Here is a 22756-nt window from a genome sequence, read left to right on the forward strand (position 1 = left end):
AGTGCTGCACGAAAGGAAACGATGAGCATGTATGCTAACTTATGGAAGACGATGAAGAAGAGCCCGTACTTATTTCTGATGGCGGTGCCCGGTATGCTGTTTCTGTTTCTATTCAATTATGTTCCTTTGTACGGAATACTCATTGCCTTCAAGAATTTCAATATTTCCAAAGGCATACTGGGAAGCGAGTGGGTAGGTTTCAAGAACTTCGAGTTTTTCTTATCCTCGGATAAGCTGCTTCTCGTCGTGAAGAACACGCTGTTTCTGAATGCCTTGTTCATCGGATCGACGACCGTGTTCGCGATTGCGATTGCCCTGTTGTTAAATGAAATCCGAGTGCAATGGTTTAAGCGCGTCTCCCAATCGCTGATCTTCCTGCCCTACTTCATGTCCTGGGTCGTCATCAGCATGATTGTGAATGCTTTCCTAGGCGGGCAGGAGCCTACCTTGAACCACTGGTTAATCTCGCTTCACTTGCCCGAAGTCAATTGGTATTTCAATGCGGAGCTGTGGCCGTACATCTTAACCGTCATCCGAGTTTGGCAAGGAGCAGGGTATCTGGCGATTATCTACTTAGCCGCCATCTCCGGCATACCGGAGGATATGGTTGAGGCGGCCAGAATGGACGGAGCCTCCCGCTTCCAAATCATGCGACGGATCACTCTGCCGCTGTTAACGCCTACCGTCTCCATATTGATTTTACTTGCGGTAGGACGGATTTTTAACGCCGATTTCGGGATGATCTACGCCATTATTCAAGATAATTCGATCCTGTTCCCGACTACGGATGTCATCGATACGTTCGTGTATCGATCAATGAGGCAGCTGCATGACTTCGGTATGTCATCGGCCGTCGGTTTGTTCCAATCGGTGATGGGTTTTCTATTCGTACTGCTTGCTAACGGCATCGTGAAGCGATTCTCGCGAGATTCCGCATTGTTCTAGAGAAGGAGAGTATGCAACATGAAAGAAAGTCGCGGCGATCAAACTTTTAAACTTATCTCTTACCTATTTATCGCGATGTTTGCCTTGTTTTGCCTGATTCCGTTCTGGCTTATGATTGCAGGCTCGCTTAGCACGGAGAAGGAGCTGCTGTTAAGCGGTTACTCGCTCATTCCGAAGGAACTGTCGACGGCTGCTTACGAAGCAGTACTTCGATCACCGGTTATTAAGTCCAGCTATATGGTCACTGCGTTTATTACCGTTACCGGAACGTTGATCGGTCTAACGATCAGTTCTATGCTGGCCTACTCCATCGCAAGCCGGCGGAATCCGCTGCGTAACGGAATCGGATTCTATGTGTACTTCACGATGCTCTTCCAAGGGGGCATGGTGCCGTTCTATATTCTAATGTCCAACTGGCTTCACTTGTCCGATTCATTATGGGCACTCATTCTGCCGATTGCGGTTCAGCCTTTCTATGTTTTCCTCATGGTTAGTTTCTTCCGGACGATACCGGATGATCTGGAGGAAGCGGGGCGAATTGATGGTGCTAATGAGCTGACGGTGTTCTTCCGCATCATCGTTCCGGTGTCGAAGCCGATTCTCGCTTCTGTCGGATTGTTCCTTGCACTGGCCTATTGGAACGATTGGTTTATGGGCCTTCTCTTCATCACCGACGACAGCAAGTTCCCGCTGCAGCTTGTGCTGCGCCGTTTGATTTCGAACATCGAAGCGTCCAAGCGGTTAATGCCTGCGGGTGCAAATTATGTCACGAACTTCCCAAGCCTCGCCGTTCGAATGGCGACGACGCTTATCACGATCGGGCCGATCGTGCTGCTGTATCCGCTGCTTCAGAAGTATTTTGTCAAAGGGCTGACGATTGGGGCCATTAAGGGCTAGACAGACGGCTGTTCCTGGGTTTAGGCTCAGTTAAGCGTATATAACTTAGAGGGGGATTTCGCGATGATTGCAACTAAGAAGGGGTTCATGAAACACAATAGGATGCTCGCCATGATGACGATCTTAATCCTGATTGCAACTGTACTCTCGGGCTGCGGCGGCAATAATGGTGCCAATACGCCTACTGCGAATGGGGCAGAAGAAACGAAGACAAACGCTCCAGCCAATGATACGGGCTCGGTTGAAACGGTAGAGGTGAAAGGATTATTTCCTGGAGATCCCCCGCAGGATTTTGACACCGTGCTCTCGGCAGTGAACGAGAAGCTGGCGAAAGATAACGTTGGCGTGAAATTAAACATTCAATTTATTCCATGGTCGGATTATGGCGATCTTGTTTCTGTCAAAGCTTCCGCCGGCGAAGATTTCGATATGTTCCTGGATGCACCGTGGCTGCACATGAACCAAATGATTACAAGCGGCTCGATCATTCCGCTGGATGAATATATTAACAGCGATAAAACACCGAATCTGGTTAAGGCCATTCCGCAGCAAATGTGGGAAGCGAACAAGTTCGAGAGTAAGATTTTCGGTATTCCGCTCGGTATCGCACAAGGGAAGATCAATGGTTTTGTCATTCGTAAAGACCTTAGAGAGAAATACGGATTAGGTCCTATCAAGAGCCTGCAGGATATGGAAGCTTTCTTATATAAAGTGAAAGAGAACGAGAAGGATATCACGCCATTCGGCATGAATGCAATGGATGCCAGCTTGCTCTGGGAGAATTATTTCTCCGAAACTTCATGGGAAGCGCTGAACAAATATATGCCGATCGGCGTATCGTTCTTCGTAGGCACTTCAGAAGGCAAGATTACAGCATTGACAGATGTACCGGCGTACAAATCCTTTACGGAGAAAATGACGAAGTTCTATAAAGACGGTATCTTTTCCAACAATATCGCACAAGAAGAGAATGCTCCTTCGCTCTTCAATCTGGGCAAGTTCGCTGCGATCAAATACGTAGCAGACGGCGAAGAAGGCAAGAAGTATCTGGATGCGCTGAAGCTTCCGGGTGCGCAGCTGGAGATCGTGCCGGCCTACAACTTGGATACGCCGAAGCCTTATTCCGACTTTAAACAATGGAACTTCCTTGTCGTGAACAAAAATTCGAAGCATCCGGAGAAAGTGCTTGCGCTGTCCGACTGGTTATCCGTGAAAGAGAATCATGACCTGCTTGAGCTTGGTATTGAAGGAAATCATTGGAAAGCCGTCGGCGACGATCAGTACGAAATCGTAGAAGGTAGCGGCTATTCTTTCCCCGGATATGTGCTGACTTGGAGACCGACGCTTGTTCGGACTTCCGTTACCATGATGCCGGATGATAAGAAATGGTTCGATTATGCGCGTGATGCAAACAACTTTACGGCATCTCCTTATGATGGTTTTGTAGCCAACACAGATTCCATTAAGACCGAGCTTGCCAAAGCGACACCGATCGAAACCGATATTCTGAAGCCGCTCGGACTCGGCGTGCTGGATTCCTCGAAAGGATTTGCATCTGCCGTCGATGCGGCCAAAGAAGCAGGAGGACAAGTCATCGTTGACGAATTGAATAAGCAATATGCAGCGTTTACAGCAGGGAAGTAAGGGGAGCCAGTAGGGAAGGCGGGGCATTGTCCCGCCTTTTCTGTTTACAAGCAGTATAAGGTGGACAGTCGTTCCATCTAGCACAAGAACTCTCGAGAGGGGCTTGTTAAATGAGCAGTCGTATATCGCTTAGCGGCAGTGAATGGACAGTGACCGGATGGAATCGCAACCAGTGGAAGCTTGGCATGAGCATGGAGCTGGGCTTTAGCATCAATCCGATGCTCCCGGCCATAAAGGCTAAGGTTCCAGGGGCAGTGCAAAGTGATTTAATCGCGTCTGGCTGGCTGCCCGATCCAAACGAAGGCTTGCGCAGTATGGAGCAGGAGTGGGTGAACCATCGGGATTGGGTGTATGAGCGAAGGTTCGAGGTGCCGGATGGCTGGATGCAGGACCGCTGCGAATTGGTGTTTGAAGGATTGGATTATAGGGGACTCATCTATCTAAACGGCGAGGAAATTGCAGAATTTGAAGGGATGTTTCTTCCGGTAACGATCGATGTTGCGGCTAAGCTGCGTGTAGGGGCGGGAAATGAGAACAGGCTTCAGCTTGTATTCCTGCCGAGTCCTGAGGTGGATGGGCAGATCGGATACTCGAATGAGATCAGCAAGGTGAAGTCTCGCTTCAATTACGGCTGGGACTGGTGCCCGCGCATCGTGCCTGTTGGGATATGGAAGGATGTAAGTTTGCGGACTTACTCTGCGCTGAAGCTGATTGATTGCTATCCGAAGGCTGTTCCGGCCGAGGATGGCGACGGCGGTACGGTGTTGTATAGTGTGGAAGCTGAGATTTGGCGGCCCGGAAGCTACATGCTGGCTTATGAATTAGTCGATGCAGAGGGCGATATCGTAATTAGGGAAAAGAATACCTGTGAGCTCCGTCGCGGCGGAATACATCGAATAGAGCATGAAATGTCCCTTGAAGCTGTTCGCCGCTGGTGGCCTAATGGCTATGGGGATCAGCCGCTCTATCAGGCGAGAGTCACCGTTTATGATGCGGAGGATCGAGTATGTGCCGCAGATGGGAAGACGGTTGCTTTTCGCACGCTTCGGTTTGTTCAGAACGAGGACTCCCCTACGGATGCACTGCCTTATACGCTGCTGGTGAACGGTATGCGGGTATTCTTGAATGGCGTGAACTGGGTGCCGATTTCACCGTACTTCGGCGGCGTAACGAGCGAAGATTATGCGCATTACCTGGGTCGTTTTAAGGCGATGAACGTAAATGTACTCCGCGTATGGGGCGGCGCGATTACGGAGAAGGAAGATTTCTATGCGTACTGTGACCGGAATGGGCTGCTCGTCTGGCAGGAGTTTCTGCAGTCCTCAAGCGGGCTGAATAATTGTCCGCCGGATAATGCTGCTTTTCTGAAAGAACTGGCGCGCGTGTCGCGGGCGGCCGTCTTCGAGAAGCGCTCGCATCCAAGTCTGATGGCATGGTGCGGCGGCAATGAGCTGATGTGGGAGAATTTCTCTCCGGTCGATGAGAGACATGGGAATATTGCGATGCTGAAGAAGCTGGTAGAAGAGCTGGATCCCGGTCGTCCGTTCTTCCCGTCTAGTGCGTCCGGCCCGAGATTCGGCGCAACCGAAGAGGAGTTCGGCAAAGGGCTTCATCATGATGTTCATGGTCCGTGGTTGTATCTGGGAGAGGAGAATCACTACCGATTCTTTAATCACAATGACAGCTTGGTGCAGACGGAGACAGGAACGCCGGGAACCTCAAGGGTGGAGCGGATTCGCGGGTTAGCTGATCGCATGTCCCCATGGCCGCCGACGAAGGAGAACGCCTATTGGCTGCATCGCGGCGCATGGTGGATTCAGTGGGAGCAGCTCTCCGATATGTTTGGTCCTTGGGACAAGGAGCGGGATGAGCTGGAGCAGTACTGTCAGGCTAGCCGGTATTTGCAGCTGGAATCGCTGCGGTACATGGCGGAGGCGACACGTAGGAGAGAGCCCAGATCCTCGGGCTTCATTATTTGGATGGGCAATGAACCGTTCGCAAATAATTCCAATACCTCCATGCTTGAATATGACGGGATGCCAAAGCCGGTTTACTATGCAATGAAGAAAGTGTTTGGCGGCTTGCATGTATCTGCGCAGTATGATTGCCTTTCATACCGTGCTGGCGAATCGTTTGGCGGCGAGATTTTCCTGCATGCGGATCGTGCGGATCAGCAGTCGGTGCCATTTGCAGTGGAAGCACAACTGGTGCGGGCAGACGGACCGGTACTTGAGAGCCAACGCTTCTTGGTTTCAGTCGGGCGTGTGAACGATTATATTGGCAAGCTGGAATGGCAAGTAGAGGATGTGCCGGGTTCTGTGCTGATCTTGCGTTTGGCTGTATGCGACGAGCATAATCAGCAGATTGCAACGAATGAGTACCTGTTTACCGTGAACGCTGCTTGTCCGCTTGAGCCGCTCAGGAGACTGCCTTCGGCAGATGTTCGCGTTCGTCAAGGCGACCTTCCGGAACAGCTCATTTTGGTCAATCGCTCAGAGTTTGCCGCAGTTGGCGTGTATTTGATTCAGCGGGATGCCGGACAGCTTATTCATCTGGATCGCAATTATTTGACTTTGCTTCCGGGGGAACAACTTACCGTTACTTCGATGAATGGTCCGGTGACGCCGGAGCAGTTCTATGTAGAGGGAATGAATTTGGGTTGACGACGAATTTATGCGGAATGAACAAGGATGGCCCTGGGTCATCCTTGTTTGCTGTCTCTTAGGATTCAATCATCCCCGCATCTCGGACGTTGATGACGACGTTAACTTTGACGGGAACTGTAGGATAGACGGTTTTCCAATCGAGACGTTTCCAAGCTTCATATGGCATGCTGTTTCGCACGGCGATGCCGAAACCTAAACTGTCGGTGCCAAGCGATTGCAGCCGGTTAACGATGATCTGTAATTCTTCATGCAATGCCTTCGACATATCTTGCTCCAGCTGCGTGAAGGGGGTATCTTTGTCCAAATGCTGTTTGCCTTCATATTCGAGGATAACGCCGCTAACTCGGACGTTTACCGTAACCTCGTGCGAGGAACCGACTTTATTAACGGAGATCGAGCGTTTCGTAATCAATTGAGAGAGCATGGCCCTTTCTTGTATGCCCGTTACGCTATTGGAAAATTTAATGAGCAGCTCACCGTTCTTCACGTTTCTGAGCAGCACGAAGAACGGGACAGCCTCGTCGGAAGCCATCTTTCCCTTATAGCTATCTCCACTAAACAGTGCGATCCCATCAATTTCTACATAGTCTTTCTCCTGTGCAATGAGCGGCAGGATCGGATCGATGCCGTCATCGTAATAATCGCGCACAAATTCGTATAGGCCGCCGGGAGGCACTTCGTTTATTTTACTTTTCTGCTCGACGAGAGCGCTGATATGATCGCTAATCGAGGGGATGCCAGGGTATGGATAAGTTAGTAAATGAACAGAGTTCCCATTTGCAACGACGATACGGATCTTCTCACCAACCGAATAATCCCGACGATAGGAATCCAAGTATGTCCATATGCCGGTTGCAGCTAGTTCATTGCCGAAAATCAAGTTTTGCAGTTGGCCGGAGACGAGTATTTGGCTTGTTTTCAGTGAAAGCTTGCGGCGTGCTTCCTTTGTAGACTCCGATTCTGTTTGCAAATTGGTTACTTGTATCTGTCCCCCGAGGCCAATACGGGGTATTGCAATGGCAACCGAGATTTTGTGACCTTTCGAATTGCCATCCTCTTGTTTCACCGCATCGATAGCAGCGCTGGTTACCATTCCCAAGTCCTCAAGCTTTTGTTCTTTGATACATCCGGTTAACAGGAGGAGCAGAAGCAATATAAAACCTCGTTTATACATGTTTTCGACGCCCCTTACAATGATGAATATATAGGAGTACAAGCAGCAATGCCGGCAGAAGGAACGCGACCCCGATTTCTGTAATTCCCATATAGTGAAGCAATCGTTCTGTTTTCTGTAAATCACCGCGATTCCACGTCACGGAAATCGCAGCGAGAAGTGCAAATGCCAGATAAGGAATAAGTCTTTTCTTTGCACTTGCCACCATGGTTTTGACCAGTTCAATTGCCGCCCAAAGATACATGGTCGTAATAATAAGTGCCCGCAGCAAAAAGAGATTGAAGATGAAATCATCGACGCGCTGCACGAACGGGAAGCGGATAAACGATAATGTATTTAAGGACGGATAGGCAAGCTGTTTCAACTGTTCAAAGCTATAGAAGCTGAAGGTCAGGAGGGCAATAAAACAATAAACCAGCGTCACAACTAGGTTTCCGATTTGAAAACCAGTCATTAAGCGGGTCTTTTTGCCTGAATAGGGAAACAGCAATAGACTTAATTCATAGCCTAGAAATGCAAAATAGATGTTGAGTATACCCCGTAAGGTAAGCCCCGCATCTTTGAACATATAAGGTGTGAAGCGAGCAAAGCTGAATTGATTGAGTAACGTTTCTGGTACCAAAATAAGCTGCCAGAACACACAAACAAAGAAAATCACGGAAGCCGTGGCGATACCGATGATGCCTTTGCTAAGCATCAATAGAACTAGAGCTCCGAGCAGGATGTATAAGTAGAGAGGGTTTATCGTCGGAAACGACGTGGAACGCAAGATAAGTAAATACTGCTTGCTGATCAGGACGCCTAACACGGTCCATTGCAGGGTAAGCAAACTGAAGAGCGGAACCGCAATGCCGGAAGGCAGTACGCGTCTTGCGATCTTATAAATACTGACACCTTTGCCGTACCGATAGACTAAAGCAATCAGCCATAGATTTAGGGATGCGATCGCACCGAATCCGAACAGGGCCAGCCACCCATTATAGCCAAATTCTTCGGCGAGAAGGCGCGGCATTTCGAACGAAATAATGCCGTACTGCAACGTAATGGCCAGGATAATGACTTGAGAAAAGGTTAGTTTCGCATTCATATGGAACTCCTAGCTTAAGGGCGATTTGACGTGCTTTCTGGCTTTATCTATCCATTGCACCGGCGCGCGTACGATTATATCGAGCCAATTGCCGGGGGACATGTACGCACCGGCACCGCCGAAGGCATTTTTACCGGACAGCTGGATGACGAACAATGCGAGCCCGATAACGAATCCGAAGTTGCCAAGCAAACCGGCCAGTACGATGATGCCAAACCGAAACAGCCGAATCGCCGAGCTCATGGAATAGCTCGGAATGACGAAGGAGGCAATTGCGGAAATCGAAACGGAAATAATGAGAATGTTGCTTGTTATCCCTGCTTGTACGGCAGCTTGGCCAATGACGATTCCTCCGACGGTACCGATGGTTGTCCCGACCTTGGTTGGCAGACGGGCTCCTGCTTCTCGCAGCAGCTCGATGGTGAATTCCATAATAATGGCTTCCATTAAAGGCGTAAACGGAACCTTGTTACGAGACTCCATCAAGTTATTTAGCAGCGAAGGGGGAATCATCTCGTAGTGATAGGTGACAACAGTAACGTAGAACGCCGTAAAGCCCAGCGTAATAAACAATGCGATATACCGCAGAAGCCGTATAGCGGAAGAGACAAGCCAAGACATATAGTAATCGTCCGTTGAGGAGAAAAATTCATAGAAGGTAGCCGGTGCGCTGAATGCGACCTGGCTTCCGTCCAGCAGGCCGACTAATTTGCCTTTAGCAAGCTTACTTACAGCTACGTCCGGACGTACGGTTGTTAGAAACTGCGGGAAAACCGTGAAAGGTCTTGGATCCAAATATTGCGTGAGCGTATTCGTATCAAGTACGGTATCGGTATGAATGCCGCGCAGTTTCGCGCACATCAGCTGCACATCATCGGGATCGGCTGCGCCTTCGAGATAGAGCAGCGACATTGTGGAGCCGGACTTGCTACCGAGCTTGAAGGAGAGCGATTTTAACCGAGCGTCTTGCAGTCGTCTGCGGATAAGGGATAAATTGGTGCTTAGCGATTCCGTGAACGAATCCTGCGGTCCGCTGATGACGGTTTCTGTATCCGATGACGTAATAGAGCGGGTATCCGGCGAATAAGAGTCGTACAAGTAAGCTAGCCCGCCGTAGTAAATGGCAACTTGCCCGCCAAGTATGCCTTGCGTTACCTGCTCCGAAGTAGCGGCTTGAACATATTGGCTTTGCGTAAGCTTCTCTTTGATTACAGCTTCGTGGTTGTCAACTGCACCGAACGGTTCCAGCACATCTTTGCGCAGTTGTTCTTTTCCCGTCAGATGAGCGAAATAAATCAGATCTATGGCATGAAGGGGAAACTTCTGATGCACGAGGTCCGCACAATGATCGAGCGCTTGAAGCGTACGACTAAGCAGTTCCGGTTCCGTTTTCTTCCCAGCATCCTTCACAACGAATTCCACACTTTCTTCGTATCCTATAATGGCTTCGCTTTAGTATGAAGATCGGCTGGGATTTTTATGCAAATAGAAGGGTCAGCACTGTATTAGGTAGGATTAGCTGCAACGGTTCGTTGGCTGATTATAGCCGCTTCGTGGTAGACTAGGATAAAACGGGTAAATGAAGGAGTCTCTTCAGCATGAAAATCATGAAATACATCCTTTCCGTTATTATTCTGGCAGCTTGTGCTGCAGTGGGCGTCATCTATGCGTCTTCCTCGTCCTCCCAGCCCGCTACCGTGAAGGATATCGAAGCGGAATGGGCTTTTACGCAGGATGGCGGACAGCCGGATCAACTGCTTATAGGCGTGATCAATGACGCAGAAACCTCTCTTGATATCGCGATCTACAGCTTGACGAAACCGGACATCGTCGATGCGATCAAGAAGGCTAAGAAACGCGGAGTTAACGTTCGGATCATCACCGACAAGACGCAGTCAGGCGGCAAAGCACAGAAGGAAGCGCTCAAGCTGCTCGGCAGCGCGGGCATTCCGATGAAGGTCAACAAGCACAGCGGGTTGATGCATTTGAAAATGACGATTGCCGATGGCGCAATAGCGACGACAGGTTCGTTCAATTATTCGAAATCGGCAAGCACCGACAACGATGAAGTGCTGATGGTGCTTCGAAACAGCGAGGTTGCACAGTCCTTCGCAGCGCAATTTCAAGAGATGTGGGAGGACACGGGTGGGTTTCAAGCGATAACGCCGATTATCGCGGAGGATGCACTTGAAGTTACATCTCCGTTAGACGAAGCAGAGAATTCCGCCGTTACTCAAGATGCAAAATCAGCATCAGACAAGACCGTTGTTTATCGGAGCTGCGCTGCCGTCAAGGAAGCCGGCAAAGCCCCGCTGCGCAAAGGCGATCCCGGCTACAGTACGAAGCTTGACGGAGATCGCGACGGCATTGCTTGTGAGAAATAGATCGGAGAGAGCCCGCCTCGTTGCGGGCTTTTTTGATGCTTTTTTCCTCGACATAACTCGACAATATTTATGCTTTCGCTTAGAGGATTTGCCCGAACGAATGTCGAATAAATGCTAAAAGAAGGATAAATATGTTTACGACTTACAGCTGGGGAGTTGACTGCCAATGAGAACCATTCTTCACAAAAGAATCAAGCTCCATATGTTAAACAGCAGACTCCGTATGCTAGGTGTCGTTTTCGTACTCATCGTTGGTGTTTTCTGTACAGCTATCTTCTCCTACTTCGAGCAGGATCATCAAGAACGCGATATTCATAATCAATTGGAACAAACGATTCGACTGCAGCAGCAGTATATTGATAAATGGATGTCCGACCGCATGTCGGAAATGAGTATGATCGCCAGCCTGTCTGCTGTGAAGAAATGGGAGCTTACTGAAATTGCTTCTGTTCTTAACTTATCCCAGAGCAAACATGCAGAATTTAAAGCGATGGGTTTGATCGATAATGAAGGCTACAGCGCTTTATCGAAGAGTGATTTGAATGTGAAGGACCGTCCTTATTTTATCGCAGCACAGCAAGGCCAAGAGTCCATATCAGATGTGATTGTATCAAGGAAGGATGGCAAGCGGATCATCGTGTTCGCTGCTCCTGTACTAGACGCGAATCAACAGTTCATTGGCGTTGTCGCGGGTACGGTTGATCTCACGACAATCGAGCATTTAATGAAGCAATTCGTGTACGGCAAGAGTGGACAAACCTATCTGGTCGATTCGGATGATCAATTAATTACGGGCGCAGGCGCAGGAACGGTTGAATTCGATTCGAAGGCGATTGATTCTGCCATCGTAGACAGGGCAAAGACGAGCAGCAAGTCCAAGTCAGCTTATACGAACTACCGTGGTGAAACCGTCTATGGTGCGTACACTTATGCGAATAACGGCAGATGGCTGGTAATTGGTGAAGCGGCCAAGGCAGATGTATTTGCTTCGCTCTATACCGAACTCAAATATACGAGTCTATTTATTCTAATCGCGATGGCGGCAGCGGTGTTCATCATGTTTCGAACGGCCAGGAAGATTACAGATCCGCTGAACCATTTGCTAACAGGCGTGAAACAGATCAAAGAAGGCGGATACCATTACCGCATCGAACCGGAAGTATTCAGAAACGCAACGCTGGAGTTTCAGCAGCTGTGCAAATTGTATAACTCCATGTCGGATACGATTTTGGAACAGATCGGGGCTCTCAGTACGGAACGAAACTTTGTCTCTTCGATCATCGAGACGGCTGCTTCTCTTGTTGTCGTCATCGATCCGGATGGTCATATCATTCGGTTTAATCAAAGCTGTGAACAAATTACAGGTCATGACTCTCAAGAGGTTCAGGGGCGTTCGATCTTTGATTTTCTGGTTCCGATTGAAGAACAGTCGGCTGTCCGCGTGCATTTCTATAACCTGATAAGTGCGAACGGGAAGATTCGTCATGAGAATCATTGGCGGACACGGACCGGAGAGCTTCGGCTGATTGCTTGGTCCAATACGATTCTGAAAGGGCAGCAGGGCGAGCGTGATTCGATTATAAGCATCGGCATTGATGTTACGGAGCAGCGTTCGGTTGAGCAGGCAATGATTGAGAATGAAGAACGGATTCGATTGCTGGTCGGGTCGATGGACGAAGTGGTGTCTACCTTTGATAGGGAGTTGAAGCTCACGGGCATATACGGCAGATCGATGGATTCGATTATCCATGATCCGCATGCATTCTATTCCGGCAAAACCATTCATGAGCTGCTCAATGCCGACAACGCATGTCTCCATGAAGAAGCTCAGCAGAAAGCGCTGCTTGAGAGACACACCGTGCTCGACTGGTCGATCAGCTCGCCAACAGGTTCTACCTATCATCAAACCTCGTACTCGCCTTTACGTGATAACGGCGGCCAGGTGAAAGGTGTCGTCTCCGTCAGCCGAGAAGTTACGCAGCTGAAGCTAGCAGAAGAAGCGTTCAAGGTGACTCAGACCCGCTTGAATAATATTTTGGAAAGTATTACAGATGCTTTTATAGCACTGAACAATGACTGGACGTTTTCTTACGTTAATAGTGAAGCTGAGCGAATTCTTGGCAAGAATCGCGAGAACATTATGGGCAGACTGCTGTGGGACTGTTTCCCTAAGATCATCGGAACTGCCATATTCAGCTCGTATCGCGAAGCGATGGAGAAGCAGCAGCCCATCTTTACGGAGGAATATCTTCCGTTCTTGCAAGCGTGGTATGGGGTGCATATTTATCCGTCTAAGGATGGACTCTCTATCTACTTCCAGAATGTGACCCAGCGTAAAGAACTCGAGCATGCGGCAAAAGAGAGCGAATCGCGACTAAGCACCATTATCGAAACCGTCCCGAATGCGATTGTCGTCGTGGATGGATCCGGTCAAATTACGATGGCCAACCAGATGGCTGAGGATATTTTCGGACTAGATAAAGATGCGATACTCAGTCGGACTTACGCGGATGATGCTTGGGTGTTGTACGACTATAGCGGAAATCTGATGCCGAAGGTGGATTATCCGGTTGCACATGTGTTTCGCACGGGGCAAGTCGTATCCAATTCCGAATTCGTGTATAAACGGGCCGACGAGTCCACGGTCATCGTATCCTGTAATGCTGCGCCGGTTCTGGACAGTCGCGGGCAGATTACAAGCGTGCTGGTTTCGTTGTCGGATATCACCAGCCGAATTGCCGTGGAATCCAAGCTTCAACTGGCTAACGAGGAGCTGAAGAAGCTGTCTTCCATGGATGGGTTGACAGGCGTGTACAACCGCAGATATTTCAATGAGCAGCTGCGTGTGGAGTGGGAGAAACATGTGGTTGATCGAGCGCCATTGTCGCTCATTATGCTGGATATCGATTTCTTCAAAAGCTACAATGACACTTACGGTCATCAAGGCGGCGATATGTGCCTCAAGACAGTCGCATCCGAAATTCGGGATGCGCTCCTGATACCGGATTCCTTCATCGCTCGTTACGGCGGCGAAGAGTTCGGCATTGTGCTTCCGAATACAACGAAACAAGAGGCGGCCGAATTGGCGGAGCTCGTGAGGGTACGCGTGGAGAATAACCGCATCCCTCACAGCAAGTCGACCGTGAGCAGTTATCTGACAATCAGTTTGGGAGCAGCGACGTTGATCCCAACTTTCGAACAAGATCAAGAGATGCTTGTGGCCTACGCCGACAAATGCCTCTACGAAGCGAAGAAGACACGTAACCGCGTCGCGGTTTATGAACAATTGGAAGCATCCATGTCTGAAGGATGATCGGTTGAACAAAGAAAGCCCGGGTTCGGGCTTTTTTTGTTTTCTGAAGGGGGCGGCAGGTGGTATAGCTGTTACGAGTTATGGGGTGCATCAGACTACGACGGACCAGGTTTTGCAACAGATTTCGAGCGCTTCGGAAGCTAAATGAAGCATAACATCCCTAGGTCGTATTGGTTTGGTCAACTGAAGCGCAAACCGAAGTACATCCTTTTCGTCGGCTGGGAGTAACTCCGGTGAATTCGGACGAATCAAGTAAGGTCCGATGACCAGCTGCAGCAGCATACGGCAGACATCTGGACGTTTCTGTACATCGTCGAATGAAAAGTGGATCATTTTCCAGCCCATTCCTGTGAGATAAGTATCTCGATTGAGAGAATAGCTGAAACTATCCCGATCCATATCTTTAATATGACTTTGATAACCGTCGCATTCTAAGCCAAAACGTCCGTAAGGCGGGAGGAACGCGAAGTCAAGAAACTGAGACTTGCGGTTCCAATCATGAATTTCATATTCCGGATGCAAGTGATCGAAGCTGCCGAAGAGCGGCCACCAAACATTTTGCAGCAATAGTTTTTCCGCATATTGATGCCCTCTTAATAATCTCCCTCTACGCTCACCAGATCGTCTGGACAGATGTCGTTCCAGAAACAGTGCATGCTCTTCTTCAAAGTCTGGCATGTTAACCACCTATTCCTTTCTATTTCCATAATAAAATAAAAAAAGAACGCCCCATCGCCGCACTCGGCTAAATAGGACGTTCTTCGTCTAGGGAAATTATAGCACATGACAGCTGGCAAGAGGAATGAGTGATTTAATACAGTCATTGTCTCTCGCAAGCAGTCTCGCAAGCAGTCAAAAGTTGCAGTTTCTGCAACACTTAGCTCACCGTGAAGGAGTTTCGAAGCGAATGTTGTAAAAAATGCAACAATAATAATGGAATGTAACCTCTAGAGGGGAATAGATAGAAAAATGTTGTATTTTCTGCAACCAATAGTAGTTTTCAGCTACTTTAGCGTATTATTGTTGCAGTTTATGCAACAATCTGAGGTTGATGCGAAAGCTGGTGCCCCGAGCTCGCATAATCACAACTCGCGGTTCTTATACGCTCGTGGATTCATACCATACCGTTTGCGAAATTGGCCGGCGAAGTGGTTGTAGTTCTGGAAGCCGACATCGAGCGCGACTTCGGAGGCTTGACGGTCGGTATGCTCCAACAGGAGGGCAGCCTGGCGGATGCGCATGTCGTTAAGTGAGTCAACGATGGATGACCCTGTGGATTCCTTATATAAGTGGGACAATCGTGATGGCGATAGACCGACTGCCCGAGCTAGCTCATCGATTCGAATGGGATCCTGCATACGCGAGGAGAGCAAATGTTGGATCTCATCTATACGGGGATCCACTTTCTTGGATAACCGCTGAGCCAGCAGCAGCAGGATTTCGCGCATCGTACTCTCGCATAATTCGTTCCAGTACAAGCTGCGCTCGATGGAATCGGAGATCAGCCGATTGAATGCTTGATGGATGCGAGTCCTTGCCACGTTGCTATCGATCGCATGAATAAGCAGCCTCTCGCTTGGGAGCAGACTAGTCTCCATGAACCGCGGCGTGAAATGTGCCCATACGAAATTCCAGTTGCTTCCTTTACGCGTGCCATATTGGTGCGGTACACCGGGATGCATCAAAGTAACATCGCCCGTCTGGCAGAATCGTTCCTCTCCATCAATCAGAAAATAACCTTCGCCTGCAATCGTATAGGTGATGAGCCAATCCCCCATCCCTTCCGACCGTTTAATGGAGTAGTTGTCAGGCTGTTGAAAATGGTTGGCGATAACCATATTTCCGCCTTGTTCCCTGATGTAGGAAGGCAATTCGGGTCCCTTTGTGCTCATGTCCGGCTCACTCCTCTGACACTCATTATAGCAGGATAGTAGGAATTATTAGCAACATTCTTACTTCTGCATAACCGCAAAATTCTCTACAATTAAGATACAGTGATGGACTGTCATCATCTACTTATTAGGGGGAAGAAGAATGTCAGAAGCTTTGCGAGTTCTCACGCCGGAACAAAAGCAGCAATTCGATAAGGAAGGTTATCTCATTGTGAAGGGGTTGTTCGCGCCTTCACATCTTTCTGAAATTGTAGAGACCTTCGATACCATGAGTCACGAGACGATTCCGGGTTATTTTGAGCCTAACCTTGAGCCGAATGTTACCGATCCGCTGCAGCGTTTTCCGCGTGTCATGCATCCGCATCGTTACAACGATACAGCGATGAAATATATGCTTCATCAACCGGTTATGGAAGTGCTGGCAGATCTATACGGCGAAGAGGCGTATGCAGCACAAAGTATGTTTTACTACAAGCCGCCGGGCTCCAGAGGCCAGGCGCTTCATCAAGATAATTTCTATTTGCAGGTCGAACCCGGCAACTGCATTGCCGCATGGACGGCAGTCGATGATGCCTATGAAGACAATGGCGGCCTGCTAGTTGTTCCGAAGACGCATGCACATGAAATTTCATGTCCGGATCAGGCGGATACGAATGAATCCTTTACGACCCACTACGTGAAACCGCCCAAAGACGGTGTTGTCATGCCGGTCATCATGGAGAAGGGCGACGTGCTATTCTTTAACGGCAATTTGATCCACGGCTCCTATCGGAACAAGACGAAGGACCAGTTCCGTCGTGCATTCATTTGCCATTATGCGAATTCTTCCGCAAGCCGGATTAATGTGCATTACAACCCGCTCTATAAAGCAGATGGAACGAAGGTCGAGCTGGAAGGAAATCCGGATGGCGGTCCGTGCGGCGTGGAAATGGGAGAATTTACGTATCATTAAATGAGCTGATAATGCGAGCCGCAGCACCGGATGGTGATGCGGCTTGTATGGATTGCCGAAGATATGCATAGTTTATCGGTGAAGATGCGAAGCGGATGGATGGCGAACCGAGCGATAATAGATCCATAGATCATATCGCTAAGGAGGCATTACAATGTCCAATATCGCAAACGGTCGATTGACACAAGCAGAAGTGGATTTTTACAATACAAATGGGTACTCGCTGTATAAGAACCAAGTATTCGGTGCGGAGAAACAAGCAGAATTATCCGCTATCTTCGAAGAACAATGGGAGCTGGTAGGACGTCGTCTGAACAGTGAGCTCGACACGCCGCATTTCCGCGACGAGCGTCTCTTGAAGTTTCTGCTAAGTGATGAAGTGCTTGATTTGGTAGAACCTATCCTTGGACCGAACATCGGTCTGTGGTCGAGTCACTTTATCTGTAAGGAGCCGCTTATCGGCAAACAGACACCTTGGCATGAAGATTCCGCGTATTGGAAAGGCCGTCTGAGCCGCTATGACAAAATCGCTACCGTATGGCTCGCGATTGACCGCAGCTGGAAAGAGAATGGCTGCATGCGCGTTATTCCGGGTACACACAGCAACGGTTTCTCCGATTACGAAGACATCGATACCGATGACAGCATCTTCACAACGCAGATCAAGAACATTGACGAATCCAAAGCCGTTTACTTCGAGCTTGAGCCGGGACAATGCTCGATTCACGATTCGCGGATCATTCACGGCGCAACACCGAATCCAAGCCCGTTCCGCCGTTGCGGATACACCATGCGTTACTTCTCGACCGAAGCTCGCGTCATTCCGGAGAAGAACCCGAACTTCAAGATTTGGCTTGCTCGCGGCAAAGATATCGCAGGAAGCGACTTCGTTAACGTATAATACGGATAACGGTTTAAATACCATACGAACAACAACAACAGGCGAAAGGTAGAGTGGGATGACCGTCTATAAAGGCCCAGAACGATTATTAAACGACAGTTATATGACTTTGTCTGCTCCCTTCCGCCTCTTCAAGCATTCCATTGACGGATTGATCGATACGCATTGGCATGAGTTTTTTGAAATGGGCTTTGTCGTATCGGGAAGCGGTACGCATGTGCTGAATGGCGTGCCTACTCGGCTTACGAGAGGCTCGGCTTTCCTACTGACCCCAGCGGATTTTCACAGCTTAAAGTCCGATCCGGGAGAGACACTCCAGCTGTACGATTTTATTTTCAAAGAACAATTCATCCGTGAACCGCTCTTCGAGCTGTTGTTCGGTCCGAATACGGAGCATACGTACTGGTATGTCGGTGAAGAAATTGATGCGATTGAGCGGGAGTATGAACGCATTTGGGATGAGACGCTGAACTGGCAAGCGGGCAGCGATTTGCTGATTCAAGGCAGCGTAGAGCGCTTGCTCATTGACCTGTCACGCAAATGCAAAGGAACTCAGCCGACGCAGACTGCTACGCCTGACCCTATGCAGCCGGTTCAATCATCCGTGCGCAAAGCGCTGATTTATATCCAGCATCATTTCCGCGAGGCTATCCCGCTCGAGGAAGTGGCGTCCTATTGCGGATTGTCCGCTAATTATTTTAGCGAATGCTTCCGTAAAGGGACAGGCTCCACTTTCCAAAGCTACGTTCAGGAGCTAAGGCTGCAATTTGCCAAGTCGCTGCTTAAGACCACACAGCTGCCTGTCACGGAAATTTGCTTCGCTTCCGGCTTTAATACGCTGCCGCATTTTGAACGTGCCTTTAAGAAACGGTTCAGCTTGCCGCCAAGACTATTCCGGAAACAATAATATAATAGCTCGGTATCACCCGGTCCGGCTCTCGCCCCCCAGCAGAGCTTGGCCGGTTTTTTGCAATTATCGGAAGTTAGTGGCAACTAGAGTGAAATCGCTATTTGCGCGTGGAATCGGTATACTGATAGAAATGGGTTAAAGAGAATCATAGAACGATGAAATCGTGGAGAAGCTCCATGCGGGGGAGGCATTATGGCAGTCAGATTGACCATTATTTTATCCATATTTCTAGGCTTGCAGGTTTACATTGGATGGCATTTGCAGTTATTTATTTCAGTAGCAGGCGGGAATGTACCGGGGGGGTTGTTTTGGCCGGTATTTGGTATTATCGCATTCTCTTATATCCTCGCGAGGCTGCTTCGCAAAGCGTTACCCGGATTTATGGGAGAAGGTCTGAAATGGATCGGTTCCTATTGGATTGCAGTGATGCAATACAGTGTTCAGTTGCTCCCCTTCGCCGATTTGGCTGCATGGGGACTTCGCGCAGCTTCATTCTCGAATAGAGATTCGATTCTCATAACCGGTGGGGCAGTGATTGTGATTGTTTTGGTCATTCTGGCAGTGGGCTCTTTCCACGCATGGAGTCCGATTGTTCGGCGTTATGAGGTTACAATTCCGAAGGAGGCAGGGAATGGACAACCGCTTCATATTGCTGTTGCTTCGGACCTTCATCTCGGGTCGACAGTACGCGGAAGGCATTTGCAGCGTCTTGTGGATCAAGCGAATGCGCTAAAGCCGGATATTATGCTGCTGCCCGGCGATGTGCTGGATGATGCTGTAGAGCCGTTCGTTAAACATAAATATGGACGCAAACTGGCGGAAATCAAAACCCGATACGGCATATTCGCTATTCTGGGCAATCATGAGAATTATGGCGGCGGCGTGCCCGTCTATGTCAAAGAAATGAAGGATGTTGGCATCCCGGTGCTGCTTGATGAAGCGCAGCTCATTGACAATCGATTCTACCTTATCGGGCGCAAGGATAAATCCGATCATAATCGAAAGCCTGTGGCAGAGCTGATAGAGGGATTGGATCACGCATTGCCGGTTATTGTTATGGATCATCAGCCAAGCTCAATCGGTGATCTAGCCAAAACAGGAGTAGTAGACCTCTCTGTGCATGGACATACGCATCGTGGTCAGATGGCACCGAACCATTTGGTGACCAGACGGATTTTTGAGCTGGATTACGGTTATTTGCTTAAAGGTCAGCTGCATGCATTTGTTTCTTCGGGTTTCGGAACGTGGGGGCCGCCAATTCGAATTGGCAGTCGGAGCGAGATTTTATCGATCAAGGTGAATTTCGAGAGTCCCGGCAATGACAACAAATAGCTGTTGGTTGAGGCTCAAATGCGGCGTATAATCGAGATATAATCTATGAATCCGAGGAGCCAGCCATCTATGGAACTTGAACTCATAACGCCGATGCCGGCGCCTCCAGCGAGAGAGAGCTTCTTGAAGAGACTTGCGAGTTGGCTGCTGGATCGGGCTAAACATACCTTTTCTTATGACACTACAATTTGGCGGTACGCGCTAGTTGGCGTTTGGATCGTTTGCAGTACATTGCTTATTATTGCAGCACTCGGGATGCCGACAGGGATTGGCGTCCTCTTCGACTGCGTGCTTATCGTACTGCTCGGCGTCATCGTTATAGGCGCAGCAGGTGTGATAGGCGCTTATTTGCTGACACTTTGCTATGTACCGGTTCCGCGACTGACGCTGGCCGTGTTCGCGGCTACGGGTACGATCATGTATAAGATCTGTGATGAAGCGGATATCGGGGATCCGTTATCCATTATTATGAGTGTCAGCTTTGCCTTGATCGGCGTGTTAGGCGGACTGTTTATCGGTATGCTTGCAAGCCGCCGGATCGCGGTGCTGGTGAAAGTAACGTTGGTTATTGCCATTACGCTGGCCGGATTGACCTTCGATAAGTGGCCGATGAATGTACAGTCTGCTGCACTGCCTGTAACTGCCTTGCCAGCTGACGATTCAGGTTCACCTAATGCCGGATTAGAACTGCTGCAGGCCGACAATCCGGCGGAGACCGGACTTTACCGTGTCCGTAGTTTCACCTATGGCAGCGGGAATGATACACATCGCGACGAATTCGGCTCAGGCGTTGATCTGACATCGCAATCCGTAGATGCATCCCCATATATCAAACGCTGGAATTGGCTGCGCCATTTCTTCTGGGGATTCGATCAGCAAGAGCTGCCCCTGAATGGCCGCGTATGGATGCCTGAGGAGAAGGGGAATTATCCGCTCGTACTCATCGTTCACGGTAATCATCTGATGGAGCAATTCTCGGATGGCGGATATGAATATCTCGGTGAAATGCTTGCGAGCAGAGGATTTATCGCAGTCTCGGTTGATGAGAATTTTCTGAATTACTCCTTCTGGGGCAATATTCCAAACAATGATATGAAGGTTCGGGCATGGATTCTGCTCAAGCACCTGCAGCAAATTGCGACGTTTAGCGAGCAGAAGGATAATCCGTTCTATCAAGCGGTTAACTTGCAGCAAGTGGCGCTAATCGGACATTCCAGGGGCGGACAGGCCGTTGCCATGGCGGCTGACCGCAACAAGTGGTTTAAGGATGATAAAACGTTGGCCAGCATGAAGAACATCAACATTCAGGCCGTTGTTGGCGTAGCGCCGACAGATACGAATGTGGATAAGATGAAGGCTGAGTTGAAGGATAAATATTATCTGTCCCTGCAGGGAGCGAGTGACGGTGACGTGGACACCTTTAACGGCGAACGACAATATATTCGAACATCGTTCTCTCCTGGTTCGGATCGCTTCAAGGCGACGCTCTATATCGGGGAGGCAAACCACAGCCGGTTTAATACGGACTGGGGAACGATGGACGACAGCCTGCCCGGCGGCCTGCTGCTGCGCAGAAGCGGGATGATTCCGGCAGAAGATCAGCGAGAAATCGCCAAAGTCTATATTAGCTCTTTTCTGGAAGCAGCGCTGTATGGGAAGAAGGAATATGAGCCGCTGTTCAGCGATTATCGCACAGGATTAGAGTGGCTTCCGCAAGCGACGTATATCAATCGATACGAAGACAGCAGCTTCTTACCGCTCGCTCGAATGGATGAAGACTATGACAAGTCCAAGATGAGCGGTGGAGTGAAGGCCAAAGCGGACAATCTGCAGTGGTCCGAAGAAGGGGCAGAGGATCGAGACGGTAATAAGAAAGGCTCCCGCGGCGTCGTGCTTCAGTGGAAAGAAGAGGACGGAAGCTTTACGCTTGAGCTGCCGGATACAGTCGGGGAGCAGGTCGGTGAAGCGGGTGAGGACAAGCAGCTTATCTTCTCCATGACGAATCTGGAGCAAGACTTGACGGATGGAGATGAAGGTCTCGATATCCCGCTTCCTGACATCGATGTCGAGCTGAAGAGCGAGGATGGCGCAACGGTTCGCCTGCCGCTGGATGAATTCAAGCCGTTTACACCGCTGCCTTATACGATATTTACGCGGTTTCCTTGGCTCGAGAAGACGATTAAGAACGGCAAATACAAAGTGCCTACCGAAGCGGTATTTCAGACGTACAATTTGCCATTCGAACGCTTCGAGGAAGCGAATCCGGATTTCGACCCTGAGGAGCTGACGCAAGTTACTTTCTATTTCACGAGCGATCAAGGGAAAGTGATGATGGATGATATCGGGATCAGCGATGAAGTGTCGGTTGAGTAAGGAAAAGGTCATCCCGTACATCTACTGGGTGACCTCAGGCTGTCGAGATAGTCTCGACAGCCACTTCTTCGTCGATACAACATGAACAAAAAACTTTAACGGTTGTCAGCGTGGCTATTTCATGAAAATGAGCCCCTTAGAACGGCTAACGGTTGTGACAGACGCTATCTGCAGTAAAATGGTCGATTCCTAGTGGAAAACGTGCAAATAAGTTCGCTGGCAACCGTTAGAAAAAATAATGGGTAGATTAATGCCGATTAACCACTCTCACAACCGTTAAAGTTGG

General features: G+C 49.3%; 16 protein-coding genes. 11 read left to right on the top strand and 5 right to left on the bottom strand.

What is annotated here, in order from left to right:
• Positions 1–27 precede the first annotated feature (27 nt).
• From AC0YNS_RS06055 to AC0YNS_RS06070, 4 genes are all read left to right on the top strand, one after another.
• Positions 28–945: an ABC transporter permease gene (locus AC0YNS_RS06055; RefSeq protein ID WP_475780149.1), complete on the top strand. Its 918-nt coding sequence runs from the start codon at positions 28–30 to the stop codon at positions 943–945.
• 18 nt (positions 946–963) lie between these two features.
• Positions 964–1842: a carbohydrate ABC transporter permease gene (locus AC0YNS_RS06060; protein WP_475780150.1), complete on the top strand. Its 879-nt coding sequence runs from the start codon at positions 964–966 to the stop codon at positions 1840–1842.
• A 63-nt stretch (positions 1843–1905) separates the two neighbouring features.
• Complete coding sequence (locus AC0YNS_RS06065) at positions 1906–3486, top strand: extracellular solute-binding protein (protein ID WP_475780151.1); 1581 nt, start codon at positions 1906–1908, stop codon at positions 3484–3486.
• 110 nt (positions 3487–3596) lie between these two features.
• Positions 3597–6149 carry a glycoside hydrolase family 2 protein gene (locus tag AC0YNS_RS06070; protein ID WP_475780152.1) on the top strand — a complete coding sequence of 851 codons (2553 nt, stop codon included), beginning with the start codon at positions 3597–3599 and terminating at the stop codon, positions 6147–6149.
• 58 nt (positions 6150–6207) lie between these two features.
• Here the strand turns inward: AC0YNS_RS06070 and AC0YNS_RS06075 are convergent, their stop codons facing one another.
• The 3 genes from AC0YNS_RS06075 to AC0YNS_RS06085 are packed head-to-tail and all read right to left on the bottom strand — an operon-like array spanning position 6208 to position 9835.
• Complete coding sequence (locus AC0YNS_RS06075; RefSeq protein ID WP_475780153.1) at positions 6208–7326, bottom strand: Ger(x)C family spore germination protein; 1119 nt, start codon at positions 7324–7326, stop codon at positions 6208–6210.
• Positions 7319–8413: a GerAB/ArcD/ProY family transporter gene (locus AC0YNS_RS06080; RefSeq protein WP_475780154.1), complete on the bottom strand. Its 1095-nt coding sequence runs from the start codon at positions 8411–8413 to the stop codon at positions 7319–7321. The genes AC0YNS_RS06075 and AC0YNS_RS06080 overlap by 8 nt, the downstream gene beginning before the upstream one ends.
• Positions 8414–8422: 9 nt before the next feature.
• Entirely contained in the window at positions 8423–9835 is a 1413-nt protein-coding gene (locus AC0YNS_RS06085) for a spore germination protein (RefSeq protein ID WP_475780155.1), read from the bottom strand.
• A gap of 176 nt (positions 9836–10011) precedes the next feature.
• Here AC0YNS_RS06085 and AC0YNS_RS06090 point away from each other — a divergent pair, with 176 nt between their 5' ends.
• Positions 10012–10797 carry a phospholipase D-like domain-containing protein gene (locus tag AC0YNS_RS06090; RefSeq protein WP_475780156.1) on the top strand — a complete coding sequence of 262 codons (786 nt, stop codon included), beginning with the start codon at positions 10012–10014 and terminating at the stop codon, positions 10795–10797.
• Between the two features lie 166 nt (positions 10798–10963).
• Complete coding sequence (locus AC0YNS_RS06095; protein WP_475780157.1) at positions 10964–14110, top strand: PAS domain S-box protein; 3147 nt, start codon at positions 10964–10966, stop codon at positions 14108–14110.
• Positions 14111–14200: 90 nt separating this feature from the next.
• On the opposite strand, the gene AC0YNS_RS06100 is transcribed toward AC0YNS_RS06095, so the two are convergent.
• Positions 14201–14788, bottom strand: coding sequence for a PDDEXK family nuclease (locus tag AC0YNS_RS06100; RefSeq protein ID WP_475780158.1), 588 nt, complete (start codon positions 14786–14788; stop codon positions 14201–14203).
• Between the two features lie 404 nt (positions 14789–15192).
• On the bottom strand, positions 15193–16002 hold the full coding sequence (locus AC0YNS_RS06105) for a helix-turn-helix domain-containing protein (RefSeq protein ID WP_475780159.1): 810 nt from the start codon (positions 16000–16002) through the stop codon (positions 15193–15195).
• A gap of 142 nt (positions 16003–16144) precedes the next feature.
• On the opposite strand from AC0YNS_RS06105, the gene AC0YNS_RS06110 reads away from it, so the two are divergent.
• From AC0YNS_RS06110 to AC0YNS_RS06130, 5 genes are all read left to right on the top strand, one after another.
• Positions 16145–16954: a phytanoyl-CoA dioxygenase family protein gene (locus AC0YNS_RS06110; RefSeq protein WP_475780160.1), complete on the top strand. Its 810-nt coding sequence runs from the start codon at positions 16145–16147 to the stop codon at positions 16952–16954.
• Between the two features lie 154 nt (positions 16955–17108).
• Positions 17109–17855 (top strand): phytanoyl-CoA dioxygenase family protein, encoded by a 747-nt coding sequence (locus AC0YNS_RS06115; RefSeq protein ID WP_475780161.1) that lies wholly within the window; start codon positions 17109–17111, stop codon positions 17853–17855.
• Positions 17856–17913: 58 nt separating this feature from the next.
• Complete coding sequence (locus AC0YNS_RS06120; RefSeq protein WP_475780162.1) at positions 17914–18762, top strand: helix-turn-helix domain-containing protein; 849 nt, start codon at positions 17914–17916, stop codon at positions 18760–18762.
• 195 nt (positions 18763–18957) lie between these two features.
• Complete coding sequence (locus AC0YNS_RS06125; RefSeq protein ID WP_475780163.1) at positions 18958–20097, top strand: metallophosphoesterase; 1140 nt, start codon at positions 18958–18960, stop codon at positions 20095–20097.
• A gap of 69 nt (positions 20098–20166) precedes the next feature.
• Complete coding sequence (locus AC0YNS_RS06130; RefSeq protein ID WP_475780164.1) at positions 20167–22470, top strand: alpha/beta hydrolase; 2304 nt, start codon at positions 20167–20169, stop codon at positions 22468–22470.
• Positions 22471–22756 lie beyond the last annotated feature (286 nt).

The organism is Paenibacillus sp. J22FR21 (genome assembly GCF_056269135.1).

Excerpts from the sequence above, each read along its gene's own strand:
- AC0YNS_RS06055 (WP_475780149.1), top strand. The coding sequence starts at position 28 with ATGTATGCTAACTTATGGAAGACGATGAAGAAGAGCCCGTACTTATTT.
- AC0YNS_RS06060 (WP_475780150.1), top strand. The coding sequence starts at position 964 with ATGAAAGAAAGTCGCGGCGATCAAACTTTTAAACTTATCTCTTACCTA.
- AC0YNS_RS06065 (WP_475780151.1), top strand. The coding sequence starts at position 1,906 with ATGATTGCAACTAAGAAGGGGTTCATGAAACACAATAGGATGCTCGCC.
- AC0YNS_RS06070 (WP_475780152.1), top strand. The coding sequence starts at position 3,597 with ATGAGCAGTCGTATATCGCTTAGCGGCAGTGAATGGACAGTGACCGGA.
- AC0YNS_RS06075 (WP_475780153.1), bottom strand. The coding sequence starts at position 7,326 with ATGTATAAACGAGGTTTTATATTGCTTCTGCTCCTCCTGTTAACCGGA.
- AC0YNS_RS06080 (WP_475780154.1), bottom strand. The coding sequence starts at position 8,413 with ATGAATGCGAAACTAACCTTTTCTCAAGTCATTATCCTGGCCATTACG.
- AC0YNS_RS06090 (WP_475780156.1), top strand. The coding sequence starts at position 10,012 with ATGAAAATCATGAAATACATCCTTTCCGTTATTATTCTGGCAGCTTGT.
- AC0YNS_RS06095 (WP_475780157.1), top strand. The coding sequence starts at position 10,964 with ATGAGAACCATTCTTCACAAAAGAATCAAGCTCCATATGTTAAACAGC.
- AC0YNS_RS06100 (WP_475780158.1), bottom strand. The coding sequence starts at position 14,788 with ATGCCAGACTTTGAAGAAGAGCATGCACTGTTTCTGGAACGACATCTG.
- AC0YNS_RS06105 (WP_475780159.1), bottom strand. The coding sequence starts at position 16,002 with ATGAGCACAAAGGGACCCGAATTGCCTTCCTACATCAGGGAACAAGGC.
- AC0YNS_RS06110 (WP_475780160.1), top strand. The coding sequence starts at position 16,145 with ATGTCAGAAGCTTTGCGAGTTCTCACGCCGGAACAAAAGCAGCAATTC.
- AC0YNS_RS06115 (WP_475780161.1), top strand. The coding sequence starts at position 17,109 with ATGTCCAATATCGCAAACGGTCGATTGACACAAGCAGAAGTGGATTTT.
- AC0YNS_RS06120 (WP_475780162.1), top strand. The coding sequence starts at position 17,914 with ATGACCGTCTATAAAGGCCCAGAACGATTATTAAACGACAGTTATATG.
- AC0YNS_RS06125 (WP_475780163.1), top strand. The coding sequence starts at position 18,958 with ATGGCAGTCAGATTGACCATTATTTTATCCATATTTCTAGGCTTGCAG.
- AC0YNS_RS06130 (WP_475780164.1), top strand. The coding sequence starts at position 20,167 with ATGGAACTTGAACTCATAACGCCGATGCCGGCGCCTCCAGCGAGAGAG.